21 protein-coding genes and 2 riboswitches are annotated in these 25,234 nt (G+C 67.9%); of the genes, 13 read left to right on the top strand and 8 right to left on the bottom strand.

Annotated elements, in window-relative coordinates:
* Window positions 1-24: 24 nt before the first annotated feature.
* From ACRSCF_RS11975 to ACRSCF_RS11965, 3 genes are all read left to right on the top strand, one after another.
* On the top strand, window positions 25-909 hold the full coding sequence (locus tag ACRSCF_RS11975; RefSeq protein ID WP_034366175.1) for an ABC transporter permease: 885 nt from the start codon (window positions 25-27) through the stop codon (window positions 907-909).
* A gap of 169 nt (window positions 910-1,078) precedes the next feature.
* Complete coding sequence (locus ACRSCF_RS11970) at window positions 1,079-1,873, top strand: ABC transporter ATP-binding protein (protein WP_016446316.1); 795 nt, start codon at window positions 1,079-1,081, stop codon at window positions 1,871-1,873.
* A 102-nt stretch (window positions 1,874-1,975) separates the two neighbouring features.
* Window positions 1,976-2,926 (top strand): ankyrin repeat domain-containing protein, encoded by a 951-nt coding sequence (locus ACRSCF_RS11965; protein ID WP_034366172.1) that lies wholly within the window; start codon window positions 1,976-1,978, stop codon window positions 2,924-2,926.
* A 38-nt stretch (window positions 2,927-2,964) separates the two neighbouring features.
* Here the strand turns inward: ACRSCF_RS11965 and ACRSCF_RS11960 are convergent, their stop codons facing one another.
* The 3 genes from ACRSCF_RS11960 to ACRSCF_RS11950 all read right to left on the bottom strand — a co-directional run bounded on the left by ACRSCF_RS11960 (window position 2,965) and on the right by ACRSCF_RS11950 (window position 5,764).
* On the bottom strand, window positions 2,965-3,351 hold the full coding sequence (locus ACRSCF_RS11960; RefSeq protein WP_034366169.1) for a cupin domain-containing protein: 387 nt from the start codon (window positions 3,349-3,351) through the stop codon (window positions 2,965-2,967).
* A 76-nt stretch (window positions 3,352-3,427) separates the two neighbouring features.
* Complete coding sequence (locus ACRSCF_RS11955) at window positions 3,428-4,240, bottom strand: AraC family transcriptional regulator (RefSeq protein WP_034366164.1); 813 nt, start codon at window positions 4,238-4,240, stop codon at window positions 3,428-3,430.
* A gap of 60 nt (window positions 4,241-4,300) precedes the next feature.
* Window positions 4,301-5,764: an MFS transporter gene (locus ACRSCF_RS11950; RefSeq protein WP_034366161.1), complete on the bottom strand. Its 1,464-nt coding sequence runs from the start codon at window positions 5,762-5,764 to the stop codon at window positions 4,301-4,303.
* Between the two features lie 91 nt (window positions 5,765-5,855).
* Here ACRSCF_RS11950 and ACRSCF_RS11945 point away from each other — a divergent pair, with 91 nt between their 5' ends.
* Together ACRSCF_RS11945 and ACRSCF_RS11940 are read left to right on the top strand one after the other, a co-directional pair.
* Window positions 5,856-6,746 (top strand): LysR family transcriptional regulator, encoded by an 891-nt coding sequence (locus tag ACRSCF_RS11945; RefSeq protein ID WP_016446320.1) that lies wholly within the window; start codon window positions 5,856-5,858, stop codon window positions 6,744-6,746.
* A gap of 257 nt (window positions 6,747-7,003) precedes the next feature.
* Entirely contained in the window at window positions 7,004-8,485 is a 1,482-nt protein-coding gene (locus ACRSCF_RS11940) for an amino acid permease (RefSeq protein WP_016446321.1), read from the top strand.
* Window positions 8,486-8,535: 50 nt separating this feature from the next.
* Here ACRSCF_RS11940 and ACRSCF_RS11935 read toward each other — a convergent pair whose 3' ends face one another.
* The 3 genes from ACRSCF_RS11935 to ACRSCF_RS11925 form a co-directional block, all read right to left on the bottom strand.
* On the bottom strand, window positions 8,536-8,892 hold the full coding sequence (locus ACRSCF_RS11935) for a VOC family protein (RefSeq protein ID WP_016446322.1): 357 nt from the start codon (window positions 8,890-8,892) through the stop codon (window positions 8,536-8,538).
* Between the two features lie 85 nt (window positions 8,893-8,977).
* Window positions 8,978-9,745, bottom strand: coding sequence for a helix-turn-helix domain-containing protein (locus ACRSCF_RS11930; RefSeq protein ID WP_034366158.1), 768 nt, complete (start codon window positions 9,743-9,745; stop codon window positions 8,978-8,980).
* A gap of 5 nt (window positions 9,746-9,750) precedes the next feature.
* Entirely contained in the window at window positions 9,751-10,206 is a 456-nt protein-coding gene (locus ACRSCF_RS11925; RefSeq protein ID WP_016446324.1) for an Lrp/AsnC family transcriptional regulator, read from the bottom strand.
* Window positions 10,207-10,664: 458 nt separating this feature from the next.
* On the opposite strand from ACRSCF_RS11925, the gene ACRSCF_RS11920 reads away from it, so the two are divergent.
* Entirely contained in the window at window positions 10,665-12,311 is a 1,647-nt protein-coding gene (locus tag ACRSCF_RS11920; protein WP_034366155.1) for a sensor histidine kinase, read from the top strand.
* Window positions 12,312-12,362: 51 nt separating this feature from the next.
* Here ACRSCF_RS11920 and ACRSCF_RS11915 read toward each other — a convergent pair whose 3' ends face one another.
* Window positions 12,363-12,854 carry a DMT family transporter gene (locus tag ACRSCF_RS11915; RefSeq protein WP_016446326.1) on the bottom strand — a complete coding sequence of 164 codons (492 nt, stop codon included), beginning with the start codon at window positions 12,852-12,854 and terminating at the stop codon, window positions 12,363-12,365.
* 98 nt (window positions 12,855-12,952) lie between these two features.
* On the opposite strand from ACRSCF_RS11915, the gene ACRSCF_RS11910 reads away from it, so the two are divergent.
* Window positions 12,953-13,882 carry a LysR family transcriptional regulator gene (locus ACRSCF_RS11910; protein ID WP_034366154.1) on the top strand — a complete coding sequence of 310 codons (930 nt, stop codon included), beginning with the start codon at window positions 12,953-12,955 and terminating at the stop codon, window positions 13,880-13,882.
* A gap of 39 nt (window positions 13,883-13,921) precedes the next feature.
* On the opposite strand, the gene ACRSCF_RS11905 is transcribed toward ACRSCF_RS11910, so the two are convergent.
* Complete coding sequence (locus ACRSCF_RS11905) at window positions 13,922-15,526, bottom strand: fatty acid--CoA ligase (RefSeq protein ID WP_279613730.1); 1,605 nt, start codon at window positions 15,524-15,526, stop codon at window positions 13,922-13,924.
* A gap of 169 nt (window positions 15,527-15,695) precedes the next feature.
* Window positions 15,696-15,807: riboswitch (glycine riboswitch) on the top strand.
* A gap of 15 nt (window positions 15,808-15,822) precedes the next feature.
* Window positions 15,823-15,941: riboswitch (glycine riboswitch) on the top strand.
* 25 nt (window positions 15,942-15,966) lie between these two features.
* Here ACRSCF_RS11905 and gcvT point away from each other — a divergent pair.
* From gcvT to ACRSCF_RS11875, 6 genes are all read left to right on the top strand, one after another.
* On the top strand, window positions 15,967-17,133 hold the full coding sequence (gcvT, locus tag ACRSCF_RS11900; RefSeq protein WP_052151688.1) for a glycine cleavage system aminomethyltransferase GcvT: 1,167 nt from the start codon (window positions 15,967-15,969) through the stop codon (window positions 17,131-17,133).
* Between the two features lie 133 nt (window positions 17,134-17,266).
* Window positions 17,267-17,641: a glycine cleavage system protein GcvH gene (gcvH, locus tag ACRSCF_RS11895; protein WP_012206130.1), complete on the top strand. Its 375-nt coding sequence runs from the start codon at window positions 17,267-17,269 to the stop codon at window positions 17,639-17,641.
* A gap of 71 nt (window positions 17,642-17,712) precedes the next feature.
* On the top strand, window positions 17,713-20,604 hold the full coding sequence (gene gcvP / locus ACRSCF_RS11890) for an aminomethyl-transferring glycine dehydrogenase (protein ID WP_244388075.1): 2,892 nt from the start codon (window positions 17,713-17,715) through the stop codon (window positions 20,602-20,604).
* 155 nt (window positions 20,605-20,759) lie between these two features.
* On the top strand, window positions 20,760-22,988 hold the full coding sequence (locus ACRSCF_RS11885; RefSeq protein ID WP_244388074.1) for a PAS domain-containing hybrid sensor histidine kinase/response regulator: 2,229 nt from the start codon (window positions 20,760-20,762) through the stop codon (window positions 22,986-22,988).
* A complete protein-coding gene (locus ACRSCF_RS11880; protein WP_034366148.1) occupies window positions 22,985-23,686 on the top strand; it encodes an RluA family pseudouridine synthase in 702 nt (233 codons plus the stop codon). The genes ACRSCF_RS11885 and ACRSCF_RS11880 overlap by 4 nt, the downstream gene beginning before the upstream one ends.
* 340 nt (window positions 23,687-24,026) lie before the next feature.
* Window positions 24,027-25,148, top strand: coding sequence for a branched-chain amino acid ABC transporter substrate-binding protein (locus ACRSCF_RS11875; RefSeq protein ID WP_016446333.1), 1,122 nt, complete (start codon window positions 24,027-24,029; stop codon window positions 25,146-25,148).
* Window positions 25,149-25,234: the final 86 nt, after the last annotated feature.

The following is a 25,234-nucleotide window of genomic DNA, read 5'->3' as shown; positions in this document are numbered from 1 at the left end:
TCCCACGCGCCTGTCGCTCTTCCTATGTCCCTCTTTTCATTGCTCGGTGCCGTCGAGATCGGCCTGATCTTCAGCCTGGTGGCGCTGGGCGTCTTCATCTCGTTCAGACTGCTGCGCTTTCCCGACCTCACGGTGGACGGCAGCTTTCCGCTGGGCGGCGCCGTCTGCGCCATCCTGATTTCCACGGGCACCAATCCCTGGCTGGCCACGCTGGCCGGCACGGCCGCTGGCGCCGTCGCGGGCCTGATCACGGGCTGGCTCAATGTGCGCCTGAAGATCATGGACCTGCTGGCCTCCATCCTGATGATGATCGGCCTGTATTCGGTCAACCTGCGCATCATGGGCGGCCCCAACGTGCCGCTGATCAACGAGACCACGCTGTTCACCCTGCTGCAGCCCGACAGCGTGGCCGACTATGTGATGCGCCCGGTGATCCTGTTCGTCATCGTCGTGCTGGCCAAGCTGGGCCTGGACTGGTTCTTCGCCACCGAACGGGGCCTGGCCATCCGCGCCACGGGCTCCAACGCCCGCATGGCACGCTCGCAGGGCGTGAACACCGGCGCCATGATCCTGCTGGGCATGGCGATCTCCAACGGCCTGGTCGGCCTGGCCGGCGCGCTGTTCGTGCAGACCCAGGGCGGCTCGGACATTTCCATGGGCATCGGCACCATCGTCATCGGCCTGGCTGCCGTGATCGTGGGCGAGTCCATCCTGCCCTCGCGCCGCATCGTCTGGGCCACGCTGGCCGTGGTGGTGGGCGCCATCGTGTACCGCTTCTTCATTGCAGCGGCCCTCAACAGCGATTTCATCGGCCTCAAGGCCCAGGATCTGAACCTTGTCACCGCGCTGCTGGTGACCGTCGCCCTGGTGATCCCCCAACTGAAGCGCAAATTTGCGCAAAGGAAATGACACCCCCTGAGCGGCTATGCCGCTTCCCCCTCTCTACTCGCTGCGCGAGGGAGGGGAACGACGCCATCGCTGCGGGGCGGCCCTTGCTCGGCGTCCCTGAGTTTGGACCGCGTCAGTTCAAGCACCACGCCTTGAGCGACTGAACGAAGAAATACCGGAGATTGCACTCATGCTGAGCGCACAACAACTCGAAATCACCTTCAACCCCGGCACGCCCATCGAAACGCGGGCGCTGCGCGGCATGTCGCTGGACATTCCCGACGGCCAGTTCGTCACCGTCATCGGCTCCAACGGCGCCGGCAAGTCCACCTTCCTGAACGCCGTCTCGGGCGACCTGTCCGTGGACAAGGGCCGCATCGAGATCGCCGGCCAGGACATGACGCGCCTGCCCGTGTGGGCACGTTCCGAACGCGTGGCCCGCGTCTTCCAGGACCCCATGGCGGGCACCTGCGAGGACCTGACCATCGAGGAAAACATGGCCCTGGCCCAGCGCCGCGGCACCTTCCGCCGCCTGAGCCGCGCCGTCAAGGCCGAGATGCGCGACAACTTCCGCGAACGCCTGTCCATCCTGGGCCTGGGCCTGGAAAACCGCCTGACCGACCGCATCGGCCTGCTGTCGGGCGGCCAGCGCCAGGCCGTGAGCCTGCTGATGGCGGCGCTGCAGCCTTCGCGCATCCTGCTGCTGGACGAGCACACCGCCGCGCTCGACCCGCGCACGGCCGACTTCGTGCTGCAGCTGACGGCGCGCATCGTCTCCGAGGCCAAGCTCACCACCATGATGGTCACCCACAGCATGCGCCAGGCGCTGGACGTGGGCGAGCGCACGGTGATGCTGCACCAGGGCCAGGTGGTGCTCGACGTCAGCGGCGAGGAACGCGCCCGCATGGACGTGCCCGACCTGCTGCAAATGTTCGAGAAAGTGCGCGGCGAAAAGCTGGCAGACGACGCGCTGCTGCTGGGCTGAGCTGAACTGGGCTGAAACAGCCCGCATAAGATAAAAGGGCGCTGCGGCGCCCTTTTTCACGGCCCCTGCCCTGGCCTTTTGACTTCAGAAAGCCGATCCCCCATGTCCCATCTCCTTTTCAAGGCCGCAAGTGCCGGTGATGTCGCTGCAATCGATGCCCAGCTGGCCCGCGGCGCAGACATAGATTGGCGCCACAAGGGAACCGGCAGGACGGCACTGATCGAGGCCAGCATCCAGCGGCAGCCGCAGGCCGTGGCCGCCCTGCTGCGCCACGGAGCATCGCTCAACCTGCAATGCAAGGCGCTTGGAAGCACGGCATTGGCCTGGGCGGCGAGCCTGGGCGATGCGGCCATCGCTGCAATGCTGCTCTCGCACAATGCCGACATCGAAATCGCCTCGCCCGAGCTGGGCCGCACGGCACTGATGAGCGCCGCGCAGGCCGGCCATACGGAACTGGTGGCCTTGCTTCTGGAGGCAGGTGCCGATCCCGCACCGCTGGATTTTCGCCAGGAAAACGCCTGGGCGCTGGCCCGGGCCAAGGGACATACGCAGGTCATGGCACTGCTGGAGAGGTCTGGCAGCGCCAGCCCGCCGCCGCCTGCAGCACCGCAGGCTCAGGATTGGCCAGAGACACCACCGGGCACCGAAACGCAGACGCCTGAACGAGTGGTTCGCGCCTACATCCTGGCCATGGAAGCCTGGGAACGCAAAGGCGTCGCCAGGCACGCCGCATCCGCATCCGCATCCGCATCCGCAGCCGCGCCTGAGTTCTGGGCAGAGCAACTGGACATCGTGGCCAAGTACTGCACCTCCAAGCCGCGCGCCTACGCCCACAGCTCTTTTGGCACACCCACCCACCACTCCGCGCAAGACCTGCTGCTGTCGGTGACCCAGCAATCCGCATCGAGAATGGAACTCATCGTTCTTCGCGCCAGCGAGTCCATGGCATACGAACACCGCTTCTCCGTACATCGCAAGGCGGGACAGTGGCGCATCGACAGCCTGGCGCGCCGCCTGCACGGAACGCAGAAGTGGGAGCGCGACATTCTCTAGCTGGCCGGCCATCCCGGCGACAGCCAACCGCCAGCCCGCTAAACCCACACATCGTTGGACGCCGTCCTCTCACCGCCTTCCTCCCCGGTGTTCAGCACACCGCGCGGCTCGATCAGCATGAGGCGGGCTTCCCGCTCGGCGCTGGGCTTGTGCTCCGTGCCTTTGGGGACCACGTACAGCTCGCCCTGACGCAGCAGCACATGGCCATCACGGAAGTCGATGCGCAGCTCGCCATCCAGCACCAGGAAGGCTTCATCCGTTTCGGCATGCGAGTGCCAGATGAACTCGCCCTGCACGCGCACGATCTTGAATTGGTAGTCGTTCATCTCGGCGACGACGCGGGGGCTCCACTGGCCGGTGAAGCGGCTGAATTTGTCGGGGAAGTTGATGGCCTCGTAGGGGCGGTTTTCAACGGGGAACGTCATGGGCAGACCTTATGAAAGCGTGTGAAGCCTCCATGCTAGGAAGCGCCTTCCCTGCGGTCTTGCACGATCGTGCAGCTCAGGCCGCGCCCAGGCGCCTGAGCCAGCGTGCGGGCGGCACGCCATAGGCCATGGCGAACTGGCGTGCCATGTGGCTCTGGTCGAAGAACCCGGCCTGCAGGGCAGCCTCGGCCACGGGCTGCCCCGCCAGCAGCAGGCGCCGCACGGTGTCCAGCCGGCGCATGCTCAGGTAGCGGTAGGGGCTGGTGCCGTAGAGCGCGCGGAAATCCCGGCACAGCCGCCAGCGGTCCAGGCCGCTGGCCTGGGACAGCGCCTCCAGGGTTACGCCCTGCTCCAGCGAATCATGGATGCAGGCGCGTGCCCGCTCCACGGCCACCAGGTCCGGCAGACGCCTGAGCTTGCGCCGCCCGGCCACGGCCTCCAGGGCCAGCGCCAGGTCGTAGAGGGAATCGTCGCGTGCCAGCGGCTCAAGGTCCTCGCCCAGGCATTGCAGCAAGGGCAGCAGCGCAGCCTTGAGCCGGGGATCAGCCGAAAGTCCTCCCTCGACGAAAGGCAAGGGCCTGCCGCCCAGCACCTGCTGGATCAGGGCCGGCTCCACATAGACCATGCGGTAGCGAAAGCCCGCGTCGGTGCCCGCGTGGCCGTCATGCAATTCGTCAGGGTGCAGCACCATGGCGCCACCGGGCAGGCTGTGCCGCTGGCTGCGGCGGTAGGCAAAGCTTTGCACGCCGGACAGCGTCAGGCCCAGCGCGTAGGTGTCGTGCCTGTGGGGCGCATAGCCGTGCCCGCCGAAGTAGGCCTCGATGCGCTCCAGGCCTGCGCCCAGCTGCGAATGCCGGACCCAGTCGCTGGAGATGCTCGTTTCTGCCATGTGGGTTGGTGGTGAGGGGTGTGCAAAGCCGCCGCAGATGGTAACTGCGGGCCAGTGACCTCAAGGCGAGCAGGCAGGCTGCTCCGCGCCCGGCACGGACTGGATTGCCGGTGAGCGGCGCATGGCCGCCGACACCACCCACCCCAGCAGCGCGATCAGCGCGGCACCCCATTCGGCCTGCTGCAGCCCCCGGGCCGTGGCCTCGCGCAGCGCATCGGGCGCCGTGATGCCGGCCAGCGGCGCCGTGGCCACCATCACCAGCAAGGCCAGCCCCATTGCTGCGCCCACCTGCTGGGCCGTGGCCGCAATGCCCGAGGCCACGCCCTGCTGCGCAGCCACCACGCCCTGGCCGGCCACCACCCACATGGCGGTCCAGCACGCGCCCTGGCCCAGGCTGAGCACCACGAAGCCGGGCACCAGCCAGACATAGCTGCCACCCAGCGGCAGCGCCCAGGCCATGTAGGCCAGGCCGAGGGTGCCTGCGGCCCAGCCGCCCATGAGCACGGTGCGCGGCGTGGAGCGGTGCAGCCAGTGTTCGGCCCAGCGGATGCCCAGCGTGCAGACCGCCGTGGGCAGCAGGAAGGCCAGGCCGGCCTGCAGCGGGCTCCAGCCGTAGATCTGCTGGAAGTACAGCGCCAGAAAGTAGTACTGCACGCCAAAGCTGCTCATGAAGATCATGGTCAGCAGCATGGCCGAGCGCAGGCTGGGCACGCGCAGCAGGGACAGCGGCATCAGCGGCGAGGCGATGCGGGCCTCGATGCGCCAGAACAGCGCCAACGCCGCGATCGCCACGGCCAGCGTCCCCAGAGTGGCGGCGCTGGCAAAGCCCCATTCAGGGCCTTGCACCAGGGCCGTCACCAGCAGGCTGCTGCCCACGGTCACGCTCAGGCAGCCGGCCAGATCAAAGCCCTGGCCCGGCGCGGCGCGCCCGGTCTGGGCCGAGGGCGGCAGAAAGCGCAGCGCCGCCATGGCACACGGCCAGGCCACGGGCACCAGCACCCACAGCACCCAGTTCCAGCCCAGCGTCTGCGTGAGCACGCCGCCCAGCAGCGCGCCGGCCGCCAGCCCGCCGGCTGACGCCATGCTCCACACGGCCAGGGCGCGATTGCGCTCGGGCCCGGCCGCATACAAGGTGTTGATCAGCGACAGCGTGGCCGGAAACAGCAGCGCCCCGGCCACGCCCTGCCCTGCGCGGCCCAGCACCAGTTGCCAGGGCTGGGAGGCGAAGCCGCCGACCAGCGAGGCCAGGCCGAACAGCGCCATCCCCGCCACATACATGCGCCGCTTGCCCAGCAGGTCCGCACAGCGCCCGCCCAGCAGCAGGCAGCCGCCAAAGGCCACGCTGTAGGCACTGACCACCCATTGCAGGTGGTGCGCATCCATCTGCAGCTGCTGGCCCATGGCGTCGAGCGCGACGAAGACGATGGTGGCATCCAGCGCAATCAGCAACTGGGACAGGGACAGCAGCGCCAGCGCGGCGCGCGGGTGGCGCAGGGCGCCAGCGGGGGAGTCGTTCACAAGCATGGGAGCGATCCTAATTAATGCATTTCTGAAGATAAACATCAGATATTCATTTTTCTTATGCAAAATCGAATCAATCAAACCTGCCATCGCCATGGACCTCAACGCCGTTCAATTGCTCATCAAGGTGGCCGAAAGCCGCAGCTTCACCCAGGCGGCAAGCCTGCTGGGCACCAGCCAGTCCCGCATATCGCGCGCCGTGGCGCAGCTGGAGAAAGACCTGGGCACGCGGCTGCTGCACCGCAATACGCGCAGCGTGTCGCTCACGCCAGACGGCTGCGCGCTGGTGGACCGCTGCGCCCCGCTGATCGCCGGGCTGGAGGAGGCGCGCCAGCTGGTCAGCGACCGGCGCTGCGCGCCCAGCGGCGTGCTGCGCATGACGGCGCCGTCCATGCTGGGCCGCATCGTGCTGGTGCCGCTGCTGGGGCAGTTGCTGCGCGAGCATCCGCAATTGCAGATCGACACCAGCTTCACCGACCGCATGGTGGACATGGTGGAAGAAGGCTTTGACGCGGCCGTGCGCATCGGCCCGCTGGCAGACAGCCGCATGATCGCCCGCGCCCTGCCGCCGCTGCGCTGGGTGACCGTGGCCTCGCCCGCCTACCTGGCGGCGCGCGGCACGCCGCAGACGCTGCAGGAGCTGGCACAGCACAGCTGCATGGCCGTCTACAACCACTACCTGGGCCGGCGCGTGCCCTGGCAGTTCCTGGCGGGCAACGGCGAGATGCTGGACTGGCCGGCGCCGCAGACCGTGACCTTCGACAGCGGCGATCCGCTGGTGGAAGGCTCGCTGGGCGGCCTGGGCGTGGCCCAGGTCATGGAGTTCGCGGTGCGCGAGCACCTGCAGGCGGGCAGGCTGGTGCGGCTGCTGCCCCAGCACGAAGGCCGCGCCCGCGAGCTGTCCCTGGTCTACCCGCGCACGCGCCAGGCTTCGCCGCGCATCAAGGCACTGGCACAACTGCTGCTGGCGCAGACACAGTGGTGAGGCGGCAGCGGCCAGCCGAGCTGGCGTGGCGCCGCACACACAGTGGGTGCTGATTCAGATCGGCTTATGCGGGTGAAGGGAGATTAAACTGCTGCCTTTCCACGATGGCTGCGTTCTCGGACAATCACGCCTTTTCGTGGTGCATGCACCTTGATGGGGCCGCGACAGCGCGGCTCTTTTGTTTTTACCTGTTTTGCATTCCTGCCCCCGCGCCGGCCAGCGGCCACGCGGGATCTGATCCAACCATCGACACATCCATGGCAGCAGACAACTCCAAGAACGCCGCTCCCACCGCACTCAGGCGCGAACTCAAGGCGCGGCATCTGTCCATGATCGCCATCGGCGGCTCCATCGGCACCGGCCTCTTCGTTGCCTCGGGCGCCACCATATCGCAGGCCGGCCCCGGCGGCGCCCTGCTGGCCTACATGATCGTGGGCCTGATGGTCTACTTCCTCATGACCAGCCTCGGCGAAATGGCCGCGAACCTGCCCGTCTCGGGCTCGTTCGCCACCTACGGCGCGCGCTATGTGGACGAAGGCTTCGGCTTCGCGCTGGGCTGGAACTACTGGTACAACTGGGCCGTCACCATTGCCGTGGACCTGGTGGCCGCCCAGCTGGTCATGGCCTACTGGTTCCCCGACGGCAACGGCATGCTGTGGAGCGCCCTGTTCCTGGCCATCATGTTCGGCCTCAACGCCATCTCGGTCAAAGGCTTCGGCGAGGCCGAGTACTGGTTCGCCGCCATCAAGGTGACCACCGTCATCCTCTTCATCGGCGTGGGCGTGCTCATGATCCTGGGCATCGTGCGGGGCGGCGCGCCTGAAGGCATCTGGGGCAACTTTGCCCTGTGGAGCCAGGGCGATGCGCCCTTTGCAGGCGGTTTCTCGGCGCTGATCGGCGTGGCCATGATCGTGGGCTTTTCCTTCCAGGGCACGGAGCTGATCGGCATTGCCGCTGGCGAATCCGAGAACCCCGCCAAGAACGTGCCCCGCGCCGTGCGCCAGGTGTTCTGGCGCATTTTGCTGTTCTACGTCCTGGCCATCCTGGTCATCAGCCTGCTGATCCCCTACACCGATCCGCAACTGCTCAAGAACGACCTGGGCGACATCAGCGTGAGCCCCTTCACCCTGGTCTTCGAGCGCGCGGGCCTGCTGTCGGCCGCCGCCGTGATGAACGCCGTGGTGCTGACCTCGGTGCTGTCGGCCGGCAACTCGGGCATGTACGCCTCCACGCGCATGCTCTATACGCTGGCCTGCCAGCGCATGGCGCCGCGCATGTTCTCGTACGTCAACAAGCGCGGCGTGCCCACGATGGCCCTGCTGGCCACCACGGTCGTGGCTGCGCTGTGCTTTCTGACCAACATCTTCAGCCCCCAGCTGGTCTACATCTGGCTGCTGAATCTGTCGGGCATGACGGGCTTCATCGCCTGGCTGGGCATCGCCATCAGCCACTACCGCTTCCGCAAGGGCTACGAGGCCCAGGGCCTGGACCTGAACCGGCTGCCCTACCGTGCATCGTGGTTCCCGTTCGGCCCCATCTTCGCCTTCGTGCTGTGCATGGTGATCACGCTGGGCCAGAACTACGAGGCCTTCATGGCAGACCGCATCGACTGGACCGGCGTGGTCGCCACCTATATCGGCCTGCCGTTGTTCCTGCTGATCTGGGGCGGCTACCGCCTGGTCAAGGGCACGCACATCGTGCAGTACAAGGACATGCAGCTGGGCTCCAACGTCGACTGACGCCCTCCCAGTCCCCATGAAAACAGCCCGCAGATGCGGGCTGTCGTCTTTCAGGCATCGGCCGACCACACGGCCAGCTCGTAGCCGTCCGGATCGGTGAAGTGGAACCTGCGGCCCCCCGGGAACGCGAACACCGCGCGGCTGATCACGGCACCGGCCGCTTCCACGCGGCGCTGCGCCTCGGCCAGATCGTCGGCGTAGAGGATGACCAGCGGGCCGCCGGGCCGCACCTCCTCGCCCGTGGTGAAGCCGCCCGTCAGCCGGCCGTCGCTGAACTCGGTGTAGCTCGGCCCGTAGTCGGTGAAAGTCCAGCCGAAGGCCTCGCCGTAGAACGCCTTGCTGCGTGCGATGTCGGCCACGTTGAATTCGATGTTGTCGATCTGGTGGTTGTTGCCCCTGATGCCCATGTGATGCTCCATTGAATGTCGGTAGGCCGCCATCATCGGCCACGCAGGGGCATGGCATCTTGAACAAAACGGCCAGCCGGGCCGCTCAATCCAGCAGTTGCTGCAGGGCAGCGCGGGGCGTGATGCCGCACAGCGCCCTCACCTCGCGCGACAGATGCGCCTGGTCCGCATAGCCGGCCTCCGCCGCCAGGGCCGCAAGACCTGCCTGCCGGTCAGACCGTGCCAGGGCCAGCAGGCGCTGAAAGCGCAGCACGCGCTCCAACGTCTTGGGGCCGTAGCCAAACTGCGCGTGGCACAGGCGGCGCAGGCTGCGCTCGGACATGTCCAGCTGCGCGCGCATGGCGGCCAGCACACCGGATTCGTCCCGCCCGGCTGCAGCCGCCACACCGAACAGCTGCATGGCCTGCCGGTCCGGCACTGGTGCGTCGCGGCCCATTTGCAACAGTCCATGGATGAACACGGCCTGCCCTGCGCCCGGCTGCGCATCGTTGATGCGATGCACCCACTCGCGCGCGCGCGGCCCCAGCAGATCGCCCAGTTCCACCGCCTGCCCCACGATCTCGTCCATGGGCAGGCCCAGCCAGGCGCTGGCCGCACCGGGGCCGAAGCGCGCGCCCCATACCTCGGACCCCGGCACGAGCGCGGGCCGCGCAGCCACCCTGTCAGGCCCCACGGCCAGCAGCCGCCCGCCTTTGCAGACGATGTCCACGCAGCCATCGGGCACCACGAGAAAGCCGCCGGCATAGTCCGAGGCCACGGTGCTGCTCCACAGGCACTGGAAGTGCGGCTGCAAGGCGGGCGGCGGGGAGTGTTCGCGGTAGGGAGCGGGCGGCGGCGCCTGGCCAGAAGGCATGGACTTCAGACCCCCAGCGGCAGGTCCGCCTTCTTCAGCGTGCGCAGCACAAAGCTGGACTGGCTGTGGCGTATGCCCTTGATCTTGTAGAGCTTCTCGCGCAGCAGGCGCTCGTAGTCGCGCGTGTCCTTGACGACGACGCGCAGCAGGTAGTCGTACTCGCCCGAGACCAGGTGCGCCTCCACCACCTCGGGAATGGTCGCCAGCATCTCGCCGAATTTCTCCAGCGTGTTGTCCGAATGGCTGTCCAGCGTGACCTGCACCAGCACCGTATCGCCCAGGCCCAGCGCCAGCGGGTTCAGGCGCACGGTATAGCCCTCGATCACCCCCGCCTCTTCCAGCTTCTTGATGCGCGCCCAGCAGGGCGAGGCGCTCAGGCCCACGGCGGCGCCGATTTCCTGCAGGCTGGCGCGCGCGTTGGCCTGCAGGGCGGAAAGAATCTTTCTGTCGAGGGTATCCATGTCCGGCAATCTACTGCAAAACAGGCAGGCACAGAATAATTTTCTGTAGCAACGCCTGTTTTGAAGAAATAAAGCAGCATTTTCTGAGGCCAAACGCGCACACTTGTCTGCATGGGAGCACGCTTACCGGCGCAGCAAAACCATTCACCCAGCCCCGCCGACTACCGCCAGCGCCCGGATGCGTGATCCCCTCAGGAACCCGTTACAGGCCGCCCCGCTTATCCGCAGTGGGGCGGCCTGTTGCATTGGGGCACCCGGCAGGCATCCGCAGACACCCGGCAGCGCTTTCCCGCAACGGCGGCCGGTGCACAATGCCTCCCGCAAACGTGCACGCCCATGCACTGACCCTGACGTCGGGCATGCATGGGCGCTCGCCACATCAACCAATCGGCCCCTTGATCCACACCCAAGACAATCCCACCGAAGGCCGCCGGAGGCACTGGCCAACGGATTCTGCAATGCGATGGCTGGCGCAAGCCCTGGCAGCCGCAGCGCTTCTGGCACTGCTCACCCGCTGGCTGCCCAACCCCCAGGCAGCCCAGGGCATCGCGGTCTTTCCCGGCAGGAGCATGGCGCCGGCCGCCATGCTGCTTTACGCGTACATGGGCTCGGCCCTGGCCATCACGCTGATGAGCCTGATCCTGTGGTGCTGGCTCAGGGAAAGGCTCTACATTCTTTGCGCCGCGCTCCTGGCAGCCGGCTTTGCCTACGCTGCTTTCCGTTACCGGCCCCAAGGCCTGTGGCTGCCCGGCGCCGACCAGCCCCAGCATGCGCTGTCCATCGCCTACTGCGGCTTCTGTGTGGTGGCGACGGTGTTTTTCAGCCAATTGTTCGAGTTCCGCCGCCATTGGATCTGGGCTGCGCACCTCTTCAGCGTGGTGGCCTGGCTGAATGCCATCGCACTGGGCCTGGCACTGTTGGGTGGCTATGCGCAGATCTCGCGTGCCGTGGTGTTCACGGCCCTGGTGTCCACATCGTTCGGCGCCGTCTTCGTGCTGTACCTGCTGGTGGTCCGAAGGCAGTGGCAATACCTGCCGGGCGCGCTGGCGTTTGCCGTGCCTTCCGCCCTGGGCATCCTGAACCTGCTGAGAACCCAGGGCCTGCTGCCGGATGTTGCGCTGCCATCGGCACAGATGCTGTGGTTTGCCGGGCGTGTTTCCGAGGCCATCCTGCTGGGAATGGCGGTGACCAACCGCACGCGGGTGGCGGAGCGCGCCCTGCGCAGTGAGCGGATGCAGGCCCTGTCACGCGCCCAGGCGGCCGAGCGCGAGCTGGAGTCCAAGGTCCTGCAGCGCACCGCACAGCTGCAAACGGCCCAGCAGGCCCTGCAGACGGCCTTGCACAGCGAGCGGGAGATGCGGCTGGAACAGCGCCAGTTCTTCAACATGATCAACCACGAGTTCCGCACCCCGCTCACCATCGTGGACGGCGCCGCGACCGAACTGCAGACGTTCCCGACGACGGATGCGGACTCCCTCATCGAGCAGGCGTCGCAGATACGCAGGGCTTCGCGCCGGCTGATGACCCTGGTGGACACCTGCCTGATCAACGACCGGCTGGACGCGGGCGCGTTCCGGCTGCAACTGGAGCAGACGCCATTGGATGAACTCCTGGAGGAGTCTGCAGAGCTCGTCGGCTGGTCCCGGCGGCATCGCCTGAAACTGGATCTGGAACAAGGCCCGCAGCAATGGCAATGCGACCCTGTCCTGGTGCGCATCGCCATCTCCAACCTTGTCGGCAACGCCATCAAATATGCCAAGGCGGGCGACATCACCCTGGCCGCCCGCTGCGATGCGTCCGGTGACCTGCTGATTTCCGTCAGCGACCAGGGACCGGGCCTTGCGCCCGAAGCGGCAAGACAGGTTTTCGAGCCCTATGAACGCGCAAGCGCCACCCGGCACGTCAACGGGCATGGCCTGGGCCTGTCCGTGGTCAGGCGCATCGCCAGGCTGCACGCAGGCGACGCGTTCTTCCAGCCGGCTGCCGGAGGCGGGGCCTGCTTTGTCATCCGGCTGGGCCGGCTCCCGCCCGGCACGGCAGATGCCTGCCAGGAATGTCCGCCAGCGGCAAGGCCGGCCGCCGTGCCGCCGGGCATGCCCGCCTGACGCGGGCAAGGCCGGGGCCTTTGCCCCTGAAGCAGTGCGTGCTCGTGGCGCTCATGGGGCCGCCGCTGCACGGGCCGTCCCGCCCTGCACCACCAGCAGCACGCCACCCAGGATCAAGGCCACGCCGGCCAGGCGCGTCGCATTGACCGGCCGTGCGCCCAGGCCCATCAGGCCGAAGTGGTCCACCAGCACCGAGACCACGATCTGCCCCGCCACCACGCAAACCAGGAAGCCGCCTGCGCCCAGCTTGGGTGTAACGGCCGCCGCACTGGCCACATAGATGGCACCCAGCACGCCGCCTATCCATAGCCACCATGGCCCCGCTGCCGCCTGGGCCATGGCCGGAGCGGGCGCGCGCAGCACCCACAGTGCAGGCACCACGACCATGACGCTCACGGCCAGCGAGACCAGCGCGCCCCACAGCGGGTGGCCCAGCAGACGGCCCACCAGGGCATTGCTGGCGGCCTGGAATGGCAGGATGGCCCCCGCCAGCAGCGCCAGGGCCACGGGAGCAAGGGCGGTGAATGTGCTTTTACCTGTCATGCGGCAAGACCTTTCTTCTTCTGTCAATCGATGCCTGCATGCTCTCGCATCCAGCACGTTGATGGAAATTGTTTGTGTGCACGGTCTATATTCATGGCATGGATGAACTGCGCCGGATCGACCTCAACCTGCTGCTGGCCCTGCACGCCCTGCTGGCCGAAAAACATGTGACGCGTGCGGCCCTGCGTCTGCACAAGAGCCAGCCGGCCATGAGCCATTCGCTGGCGCAGCTGCGCGAACATCTGGGCGACCCGTTGCTGGTGCGGCGCGGCGGCCGCATGGCGCTGACGGCACGCGCACAAGGCCTGGTGCAACCGCTGGCGGATGCGCTGGGCAGCCTCAACGGCTTGCTGGCACAGGCGGAGTTCGACCCGGCCCACGCACGCGGACGGCTGCGGCTGGCGCTGTCGGACTACGCATCGCGCATCGTGCTCCCGCCGCTGATGCGGCATCTGCGCCAGCACGCACCCGGGCTGGACCTGGCCATCAGCCAGTCCACGCGCGAGGTGATGCTGGCCCAGCTGGCCGATGGCGAACTGGACCTGGCCCTGGGGCCCTTCCCCGACGCACCCGACCTGCCCGAAGGCATCGAGGTGCAGGATCTGTTCCAGGAACAGTTCGTGAGCGTGGCCGACCAGGCCGTGCTGCCGGCACGCGGCGGGCTGTCACTGCCGGACTGGCTGCAGCGCCCGCACGTCATGCTGGCCATGCGGCCCGACGCCAGCGAGGAGATCGAACGGGCGCTGGCCGCCCAAGGCCTGAGCCGCCGCGTGGTGCTGGCCCTGCCCCACTGGAGCGCGGCGCTGGAGGTGCTGGCAGGCACCGACCTCGTGCTGACCGTGGGCAGCCGCGCCATTGGTGACCTGCGCCGCCACAAAACGCTGCGCCGTTTCGCTCCGCCGCTGGAGCTGCCCGAGTTCGCCTACCAGCAGGCCTGGCATGTGCGCAAGCAGGGGGATGCCATGCATCGGTGGCTGCGCAACTCGATGGCGCAGTGCTGTGCTGCGCAGGGGCAAACACAGGAGTGAGAGCAGGAGCAAGTGCAGGAGTAAGCGCAGGCCGCAGCCTCAGGCCGTCACCCCCACCCTCAGCAACTGCTTCTGTATCTTCCCGCTGGCCGTCTTGGGCAGGGCCTCGCGGAAGTGGTAGCGGCGCGGGCGCTTGTAGGCGGCCAGGCGGTCGCCGTGGACCAGGAAGGCGTCCAGCGCCTCGGCCGTGGGTGTGGCGCCCGGCTTGGCAACCACGTGGGCGGCGACGATCTGGCCCCAGCGCTCGTCGGCCTCGCCGATGACGGCGACCTCGAGCACGTCGGCGTGTTCGACCAGCGCGTCTTCCACCTCACGCGGATAGACGTTCTCGGCACCCGAATTGATCATGTAGTCGATGCGGTCGCGGATCCAGAGATAGCCGTCGTCGTCGATGTGGCCCAGGTCGCCCGTGTGGTACCAGCCGTGCGCCAGGGCGCGGGTGTTGGCGTCGGGGCGGTTGAGGTAGCCGGCCATCATGCAGGGGCCGCGCACCAGGATCTCGCCCACCTCGCCGGGCAGGCAGGCCTCGGCCGGGTCGGTGGGGGCGTTGTCTTCGCGCAGGCGGGCCACGATGAGGTCATGGCCCATGGAGGGCAGCCCGGCCGAGCCCGCGTGCGAGAGTTGCTCGCGCGGCAGGAGGATGGACATGCAGGGCCCCATCTCGGTGGTGCCGTAGACCTGGACCAGGTCGCTGCCGACCTTGCGCGTCCATTCGCGGATCAGGTGCGGCGCCATGGAGGCGCCGCCGTACTCCACCAGCCTCAGCGCGGGCGCCTGCTCAGGCGAGGCGATGGGGTCGGCCAGCAGCATGGTGACCATGGTGGGCGCCGCGAAGAAGAAGCTCACGCGCTCTTCGCGGATCAGGCGCCAGGCCTCGGCCACGTCGAAGCGGCGCAGCAGCACCTGTGTGGCGCCGGCCTGCAGGCGCGGCAGAAAGCTGGTGTGCAGCTCGGCCGTGTGGTTGAGCGGCGCCATGGCCAGGCCCACGTCGTCGCGCGTGAACTGCATGGTCTGGTGCATGAGGGCGTTGTGCGCCAGCTTGCTGCGGTGCGTATGCAGCACGCCCTTGGGCCGGCCCGTGGTGCCGCTGGTGTACATGAGGATGCAGGGGTCGCTCTCGCGCACATGGGCCTGGGGCGGCGCGCTGCTGCGGCCCCTGGCCAGGGCGGACAGGCGCTGCGTGGCCCAGACCGGCAGCGGGTCGGCCGGGGCATCGTCGGCAAAGATCCAGTGCTCGATGCCTGCGCCAGTGCCGCCGCCTTCGGCCTTGAGCAGGGCCTGGGCGCGTGCGGCCACCTCGCCGCCCTCGTGCTCGAAGACCAGGGCGCGCGCTGCGCCGTCCTTGAGGATGAAGGCCAGCTCCTGCGCCGCCAGCCGGTAGTTGATGGGGTTGAAGATGGCGCCCAGGCGCGCGGCCGCCAGCATGGTGAAGACAAAGGCCGGCGTGTTGTAGAGAAAGGCCGCGACCACGTCGCCATGGCCTATGCCCAGCTCGGCCAGGCCGTGGGCGTGGCGGTTGACTTCGGCATCGAGCTGGGCGTAGGTCCAGGCGCGGCGCTCGCCGCCCTCCCACGCGACCAGGGCTTCCTTGTTCGGCAGGTAACGTGCCGGCCAGGCCAATGTGTCTCCCAGCGTCTGCTGCATGTGCGCTTCTTCCTTCTCGCTCACGAGATTTCATATATCGATGCACCTCAATGTAGGAGATTTTTTAGACAGTTATGCAATTTGCAAATGCATCCATGCAGGCAAGCGCATGGAGTTGCAGTCGGCCCGCGGAAATCCCGAAGCCGCGCGGACGCTGGCCGCAGCTAGAATGCGCCGGTCAGGAGAGAGTGCCCGCCCGGCCGCAACGGTCGCAGGCAGCGGCACCGCCGAAGGCGCAGGGTTCGCCCCGAACGCTCAGGCAAAAGGACTGGCACCGCCTGCCGCCACGGCCGCAGGCGTTCCTAGCTGGAGAGAGATGCAGGGCACGGCGGTGTGCCCCATCCACCGAAGGAGCAAGCCCCACGCATGGAAGGTGCGGGTGAATCTCTCAGGTAAAGCGGACAGCAGGGCAGCACATCCCGGAGGACCGGGATGGCGTTATGCCTTGTTCCTTGCCTGAAAGAGAGCCCTCCTTGTCCGCTGCCTCCACCACCGATCTGCTCAGGACCCCGCTGTTCGACCTGCACCAGGAACTGGGCGCGCGCATGGTGCCGTTTGCCGGCTACTCCATGCCCGTGCAATACCCGCAGGGGCTGATGGCCGAGCATCTGCACACGCGCGAGGCGGCAGGCCTGTTCGATGTCTCGCACATGGGCCAGATCAGCGTGCGCGGTGCCGACGCCGGGGCCGCGCTGGAGTCGCTGATGCCCATGGACGTGCTGGGCCTGGGCGAACACCGCCAGCGCTACGGCCTGCTGCTCAACGACGCGGGCGGCATTCTGGACGACCTGATGTTCGTGCGCCGCGAGGACGACCTGTTCCTGATCGTCAACGGCGCCTGCAAGCATGAAGACCTGGCGCACATCCAGGCCCGCATCGGCCAGCGCTGCGAAATCGAGCCCCAGTTCGACCGGGGCCTGCTGGCGCTGCAGGGCCCGCAGGCCGCAGCCGCGATGGAGCGCCTGCTGCCGGATACGGCCGGCCTGGTGTTCATGACAGGCGGCCACTTCGACTGGGAGGGGGCCGAGCTGTACATCACGCGCAGCGGCTACACCGGCGAGGACGGCTTCGAGATCTCCCTGCCCGCCAGCCACGCCGAGGCCTTTGCCCGTGCCCTGCTGGCCCAGCCCGAAGTCAGGCCCGTGGGCCTGGGTGCGCGCAATTCGCTGCGCCTGGAGGCCGGCCTGTGCCTGTACGGCAACGATCTGGACACGACCACCACCCCGGCCGAGGCCGCCCTGAACTGGGCCGTGCAGAAGGTCCGCCGCGCAGGTGGCGAGCGCGAAGGCGGCTTTCCCGGCGCGGCCACCGTGCTGGCCCAGCTGCAATCGCCCGAGCTGCTCACGCGCAAGCGCGTGGGCCTGGTGGCCCTGGAGCGCGTGCCCGTGCGCGAAGGCACGGAGCTGCTGGATGCCGGCGGCCGCAAGGTCGGCCAGGTCACCAGCGGCCTGCTGTCGCCCACGCTGAACCAGCCCGTGGCCCTGGCGTACGTGGAGCCGGGCAGCGCCGCCGTCGGCACCACGCTGCAGGCCATGGTGCGCGGCAAGGCCGTGCCCATGCAGGTGCAGGCCACGCCCTTCGTGGCGCCCCGCTATCACCGCGGTTGAGGACAGCCTGCGCGCTTGGCGTGGATCGAGTTCGGCGGATTCGCTTTTCCTGCCATCGCATGCCGCTACAGTGCGCACTGACCTTTCTCAAACCGCCTTTCACAAGTTTTTTCAGTTTCTATCGGAGCAAGCCATGAGCATCCAGTATTCCAAGGACCACGAGTGGATCAACGCCGCCAACCCTGACGCGGCCATCGTCGGCATCACCCTCCACGCGCAGGACGCGCTGGGCGACGTGGTGTTCGTCGACCTGCCCGCCGTGGGCACCAGCTTCAACCAGGGCGATGTGGCCGGCGTGGTCGAGTCCGTCAAGGCCGCCGCCGATGTCTACATGCCCGTCAGCGGCGAGATCGTCGAAGTCAACGAGGCCCTGCGCGACGACCCCTCCCTGGCCAACAGCGACCCGCTGGGCGAAGGCTGGTTCTTCAAGGTCAAGCTCAGCGACGCAGGCCAGCTGGCCGCGCTGCTCGACGAAGCCGCCTACACGGCCTTTGCCCAGAGCAACTGACGCCACTTTCCGGCCAGGACGGGCGCCAGGGCCCGCCCTGGCGCTTTTCAGCTTTTGAGACAGGTCCCTCCATGCTGATGTCCTCCACCCAGCCCCTTGCCGCCCTCGAGAACGCCACCGAATTCGTGGCCCGCCATATCGGCATCGCGCCCGAAGACGAGGCCCACATGCTCAGCGCCATTGGCGCGGCATCGCGCGATGCGCTGATCGACGCCATCGTCCCGCCCTCCATCCGGCGCCACCAGCCCATGGCGCTGCCGCCAGCGGCCACCGAGGCCCAGGCGCTGGCCGAACTCAAGGCGCTGGCAGGCCGCAACCAGCTGCTCAAAAGCTTCATCGGCCAGGGCTACTACGGCACGCACACGCCCGGCGTCATCCTGCGCAACATTCTCGAGAACCCCGCCTGGTACACGGCCTACACGCCCTACCAGGCCGAGATCTCGCAAGGCCGCATGGAGGCCCTGGTCAACTTCCAGACCATGGTCTGCGACCTGACGGCCATGCCGATTGCCAACGCCTCCATGCTGGACGAGGCCACGGCGGCCGCCGAGGCCATGACGCTGGCCAAGCGCTCCGTCAAAAGCAAGAGCAACCGTTTCGTGGTGGCCGGCGATGCCCACCCCCAGACCATCGAAGTCATCCAGACGCGCGCCGCGCCGCTGGGCATCGAGGTGCTGCTGGCCAACTCGCTGGAGGAATGGAACCAGCTGATGGAGGGCGACTACTTCGCCGTGCTGGCCCAGTACCCTGCCACCAGCGGCCGCATCGACGATCTGCGCGCCGACGTGGACAAGGCCCATGGCAAGCAGGCCGCCTTCATCGTGGCCACCGACCTGCTGGCGCTGACCCTGATCACGCCGCCCGGCGAATGGGGTGCCGACATCGTGGTGGGCACCACCCAGCGCTTTGGCATGCCCATGGGCGCCGGCGGCCCGCACGCCGCCTTCATGGCCTGCCGCGACGAGTTCAAGCGCTCCCTGCCCGGCCGCCTGGTCGGCGTGAGCGTGGACGTGCACGGCAAGCCCGCCTACCGCCTGGCACTGCAGACGCGCGAGCAGCACATCCGCCGCGAAAAGGCCACCTCCAACATTTGCACGGCCCAGGTGCTGCCCGCCGTGGTGGCCAGCATGTACGCCGTCTACCACGGCCCCGAGGGCCTGGAGCGCATCGCCCGCCGCGTGGCCTCGTACACGGCCATCCTGGCGCGCGGCCTGGCCGAGCTGGGCGCGCCGCTGCGCGAGGCGCCCAGCTTCGACACGCTGAGCCTGCACACGGGCGCGGCCACCCAGGCCATCGTGGAGCGTGCCGTGTCCCTGGGCGCCAACCTGCGCGTGTATTTCAAGGAATACCTGTGCATCTCGCTGGACGAGACCACCACGCGCGCCGATGTCGAGCTGCTGTGGAAGATCTTCGCCCGGGACGGCCAGGCCCTGCCCTGCTTCACCGCCTTCGAAAAGGGCGTGGAGCCGCTGATTCCCGACGGACTGCGCCGCAGCAGCGCCTTCCTCACGCACCCGGTGTTCAACACCCACCGCTCCGAGACCGCCATGCTGCGCTACATCCGCCAGCTGTCGGACAAGGACTTGGCGCTGGACCGCAGCATGATCCCGCTGGGCTCCTGCACCATGAAGCTCAACGCCACCAGCGAGATGATTCCCATCACCTGGCCCGAGTTCGCCCAGGTGCACCCCTTTGCCCCGGCCGACCAGCAGCAGGGCTATGCGGAACTGGACAAGCAGCTGCGCGACTGGCTGTGCCAGGCCACGGGCTACGCCGGCATCAGCCTGCAGCCCAATGCCGGCAGCCAGGGCGAGTACGCGGGCCTGCTGGCCATCAAGGGCTGGCATGCGAGCCGGGGCCAGTCGCACCGCAACGTCTGCCTGATTCCCAGCAGCGCCCACGGCACCAACCCCGCCAGCGCGCAGATGGTGGGCATGCAGGTGGTGGTCACCGCCTGCGACGCCAACGGCAACGTCGACATGGCGGACCTGGCGGCCAAGTGCGAGCAGCACAGTGCCAACCTGGCCTGCATCATGATCACCTACCCCAGCACGCACGGCGTGTTCGAGACCCAGGTCAAGGAGCTGTGCAAGCTGGTGCATGACCACGGCGGCCGCGTCTACGTGGACGGCGCCAACATGAACGCCCTGGTGGGCCTGGCCGCGCCGGGCAGCTTCGGCGGCGATGTCAGCCACCTGAACCTGCACAAGACCTTCTGCATCCCGCACGGCGGCGGCGGCCCGGGCGTGGGCCCGGTCTGCGTGGTCGAGGATCTCGTGCCCTTCCTGCCCGGCCATGCCACCACGGGCCTTGCGGGCGGCACGGGCGCGATCAGTGCCGCGCCGCTGGGCAATGCGGCCGTGCTGCCCATCAGCTGGATGTACATCCGCATGATGGGCGCCCAGGGCCTGACCCTGGCCACCGAGACCGCCATCCTCAGCGCCAACTACATCAGCGCCCGGCTGCGCGACCACTACCCCACGCTGTACGCGGGCGAGCACGGCCATGTGGCGCACGAGTGCATCCTGGACCTGCGCCCGTTCAAGGAAAGCACGGGCGTCATGGCCGAGGACGTGGCCAAGCGCCTGATCGACTACGGCTTCCATGCGCCCACGCTGTCCTTCCCCGTGCCCAACACGCTGATGGTGGAGCCCACCGAAAGCGAAAGCCTGTACGAGCTGGACCGCTTCGTGGACGCCATGATCGCCATCCGCGAGGAAATCCGCGCCATCGAGCAGGGCCGCCTGCCCCAGGACGACAACCCGCTCAAGAACGCGCCGCACACGGCCGAGACCCTGCTGGCTTCGGAATGGACCCACCCGTACAGCCGCGAGGCCGCCGCCTACCCCGTGGCTGCCCTGCGCCAGTCCAAGTACTGGTGTCCCGTGGGCCGGGTGGACAACGTCTACGGCGACCGCAACCTCTACTGCAGCTGCATCCCGGTCGACGCTTACCTGAGCTGAAGCACCTGCCACCCAAAGGGGCGCTTGTGGCGCCCCGGCCGGCGCGCGTACACTGCGGACCTGCCCGCGCCGGGCCCCGGTCCATCTGCCGGGCGCCAGGCGCGGGCAACCAGGATTTGTGCGGCAGATGCCGCTTTCCCCAGCGCCAGCACGCGATGAGCAGCCAAGACCCTTCCGACCAGCCTCGCGACGACGAGCACCTGCCCCTGCATGCCTTGCTGGCGCCCGGCGCCGACCTGCCCCCCGTCGAACGTTTCCCCTCCTTCCAGCCCGAAGACGATCCGCTGCAGGCCCTGGTCGCCGAGCTGCGCAACTACCAGCGCGAGCTGGAGATCCAGAACCGCGTGCTGGACTACAGCCAGGCCGTGGCCGAAAGCGCCTCCGAGCGCTTCGAAGCCCTGTTTGCCAGCATTCCCCTGCCCCTGCTGGTGGTGGACGAGCACGACATGGTGGTGCAGGCCAACGCCATGGCGCACAGCGCCTTCCAGCCCACCGAGCATGACCGGCTGCTGGTCAATTTCACGCCCTTCGTGCACCCTGACGACGCCGAGCGCGTACGCGAGACCTTCGTTGCGGCACGCGAGCTGGGCCGCACCGAGGCCCACGAGGTCTGCTTCGACATCACCGAGCAGCACCAGCTGCGCGCCGACCTGCATGTGGCCTGCATCGCCATCCCGCAGCAAAGCGGCCCGCCCATTGCGCAGTACCTGTGCGCCGTGGTCGACCAGGGTCCGCTGCTGGCCGAGCGCTTGGCGCTGCAGCAGCGCAACCACCAGCTGTTCTTGAGCGAGCGGCGGCTCGAATCGGTCATCAACTCGGCCCTGGACGCCATCATCTGCCTGGACCACGAGCAGCGCATCACCGTCTTCAATCCCACGGCTGCCGCCCTGTTTCTGTGTCCGCCGCACGACGCGCTGGGCAGTCCGCTGGAGCGTTTCCTGCCCGATGCGGCCCAGGCCCTGTCCTTTGCGCCGCTGACCACGCAGGCCGTGCTGGGCGAGATGACGGCACGCACGGCCAGCGGCCGCGAAATCCCGGTCGAGGTCAGCGTCTCCTTCGAGCACCACAGCGGCGGCGAGACCACCACCGTGTTCGCGCGCGACCTCACCAGCCGCAAGAAGGCCGAGGCCCAGCGCAACGAGCTGGAAGACCAGCTGCGCGAATCGCACAAGATGCAGGCCCTGGGCACCATGGCCGGCGGCATTGCCCACGACTTCAACAACATCGTGGGCGCCATCCTGGGCAATGTGGAGCTGGCCAAGGCCGACTGCGGCGGCAATGCCGCAGCCATCGAAAGCCTGCAGGAGATCGAAAAGGCCGGCCGCCGCGCGCGCGATCTGGTGCGCCAGATCCTGACGTTCAGCCGCAATGAACCGCCGCAGCGCAAGCCCGTGCAGGCGCGCGAGGTCATGGGCGACACGGCGCGGCTGCTGCGCGTGACCCTGCCGCCCGCCGTGGAGCTGCAGGTGCACGTGCCGCCGCAGATGCCGCCCATGCTGGCCGACGCCATGCAGGTGGAGCAGGCCCTTTTCAACCTGTGCACCAATGCCATGCACGCCCTGGGCGAGCGGCGCGGCCTGATCCAGATGGATGCCGACCTGGTGCGCCCGGACCAGCGCCTGTGCGAACGCCTGGGCCTGCCGCCCGTCAGCTACGTGGCGCTGTCGGTGCAGGACAACGGCCCCGGCATGGACGCACGCACGCTGCAGCGCATCTTCGAGCCCTTCTTCACCACCAAGCCCGTAGGCCAGGGAACGGGCCTGGGCCTGCCCGTGGTGCACGGTGTCATGCGCAACCACGGCGGCGCCGTGGACGTGTACAGCATCCCCGGCCAGGGCAGCCGCTTCACGCTGTACTTTCCTCCGGCCGACCCCCTGACGCCGGCCGACTCTGCACCGGCCGAGCCCCTCGCCGCCCAGGCGCTGCCCAGCGCACCCGAGCCCCTGGCGGCCGCGGAAACCCCGACCGGCCCGCAGTTCGCCCTGCTGCCCGACCCGCAGGCCGCGCAGCAGCATGTGATGTACGTGGACGATGACCAGGCCCTGGTCTTTCTGGTGCAGCGCCTGCTGCGCCGGCGCGGCTACCAGGTCAGCGGCTTCACCGATCCGCACGAGGCCATCGAGGCGCTGCGCGCCGCGCCCCAGGACTGCGACCTGCTGGTCACCGACTACAACATGCCCGGCTACAGCGGCATCGACCTGGTGCACGAGGCCCTGTCCATCCAGCCGCAGCTGCCCATCGCGCTGGCCTCGGGCTACATCACCACCGAGATCGAGCAGGCCGCATTGGCTGCAGGCGCCAGGGCCCTGGTCCACAAGCCCAACGACGTGGAAGAGCTGTGCGCCACGGTGCACAGGCTGCTGAATGAGCGGGGAACGGCTTGACCCCTGAGCAACGCGATGGCGGCGCCAGTGCAGGTGACGGCGCAGGCGTCATCTGCCTGCACGAAGATGCCGAACTGCTGGTGCTGGACAAGCCCAGCGGCCTGCTGTGCGTGCCCGGGCGCGGCCCAGACAAGCAGGACTGCCTGAGCGCCCGCGCCCTGCAGCGCTGGCCCGATGCGCTGGTCGTGCACCGGCTGGACCAGGCCACCTCGGGCCTGGTGATCATGGCGCGCAGCCTGGCCAGCCAGCGCCTGCTGAGCGAGGCCTTTGCGCAGCGCCGCGTGCACAAGCGCTATGTGGCCGTGGTGGCAGGCAGCCCCACCGCGCGGCAAGCCGGCGCATGGCAGAGCATCGACCTGCCGATTGCAGCCGACTGGGAGCGGCGCCCGCTGCGCATCATCGATGCCGTGCAGGGCAAGCCCAGCCAGACCCTGTGGCGCGCCCTGCCAGGCGCGCAAGCCACCGAAGTCCGGGACGCAATCACCGCGCGGGTGCAGCTGCAGCCCGTGACGGGGCGCACCCACCAGCTGCGCGTGCACATGGCCGCGCTGGGCCATCCCATCCTGGGCGATGCGCTCTATGCCGATGCCGCCGTGCAGGCGCTATCGCCGCGCCTGCTGCTGCATGCGCAGCTGCTGGAGCTGGCGCATCCCCTGTCTGGCGAGACGCTGCGTTTCGAATCCGCCGCGCCGTTCTGATCCATCGCAGGAACACGCAAATCATCGCCACCGCGTACGTTGCTGCAATGCAACATTCAGCGTACGTGTTTCCCCTTCTTGCAGTTGGTCATATTGACTTCATGAAGCACCGTCAGGGTGCATCGTCGGCATCAGCCGTTTTCTTCGGCCAAAACAGCCCCCGCCCGACGGCGCAGGCCGCGATGGGAGCCTTAGCGAAAAGCCTGTTGCCGCGCCAGCCCCGGGATACCCTGTTGCCATTGGTAACCAGGCGATTAACCTGTGCTTCTTTGCGCGGCTAGCCCCTACAGGAGCCACCGCGTTTTTCAGAACGCTTTACCCAAAGTTGAAGGAAGTACTCATGAGCATTCCGTTCCGCATGCACACCGTCGTCGCCGCCCTGGGTTTGGCTGGCGCCGCCCTGTTCTCCACAGCGCATGCGCAAATCAAGATCGCCATGGTGGTTCCCACCACCGGCCCGCTGACGCAGTACGGCGACATGGTCAAGGAAGGCGTGAACACCGCCGTGGAAATGGCCAATGCGGCCGGCGGCGTCAACGGCAAGAAGATCGAGCTGGTGTCCGTCGATGACGCCTGCGAACCCAAGCAGGGTCCCGTGGCCGCCAACCGCGTGGTCAACGCCAAGATCGGCTACGTGATCGGCCCCGTCTGCTCGGGCGCATCGATTGCCGCAGCCCCGATCTACAACAACGAAGGCGTGGTCGTGGTGACCCCCTCGGCGACGTCCCCCGCCCTGACCGACGGCAAGAACTACCACTTCATCTTCCGCACCATCGGCCGCGATGACCAGCAGGGCCCGGCCGCCGCCAAGTTCATCCTGGAAAAGGCCAAGCCCAAGAAGGTTGCCGTGCTGCACGACAAGCAGTCGTATGGCCAGGGCATTGCATCCTCCGTGCGCGACGACCTGAAGAAGGCCGGCGTGGAAGTGGCCCTGTTCGAAGGCATCAACGCCGGCGACAGCGACTACTCCGCCGTCATCACCAAGCTCAAGAGCGCCGGCGTGGACTTCATCTACTACGGCGGCTACCACCCCGAAATGGGCCTGCTGCTGCGCCAGGCTTCCGAGCAGGGCCTGAAGGTCCGCATGATGGGCCCCGAAGGCGTGGGCAACCCCGAAGTCAACGCCATCGCCGGCAACGCCGTCGAAGGCATGCTGGTGACCCTGCCCGCAGACTTCTCGGCCAACCCCAAGAACGCCGCCGTGGTCAAGGCCTTCAAGGACAAGAAGCGCAATCCTTCGGGTGCCTTCCAGCTGACCGCATTTGCCGCCACGCAAGTGCTGCTGGACAGCATCAAGGCCGTGGGCGACAGCCCCGCCAAGGTGGCTGACCACCTGCACAAGTCCAACTTCGAGACCGTTCTGGGCTCGGTGGGCTGGAACAAGCAGGGCGACCTGAAGTCCTTCGACTTCCAGGTGTTCGAATGGCACAAGGACGGCAGCAAGTCGGTCGCTGCCAAGTAATCCCCCTCCGTCTGACTGACCGGGGCACGCATTCGGCGTGTCCCGGTCGTCTGCATCCTGGCCTTTTAGGCCTTTTCCTGTTTTGG

It is taken from the genome of Delftia sp. 11MD (genome assembly GCF_050907895.1).
GTDB classification, from domain to species: domain Bacteria; phylum Pseudomonadota; class Gammaproteobacteria; order Burkholderiales; family Burkholderiaceae_C; genus Comamonas; species Comamonas tsuruhatensis.
The sequence above is the reverse complement of the archived record's forward strand: the minus strand, read 5'-3'. Positions and strand labels throughout refer to the sequence as shown.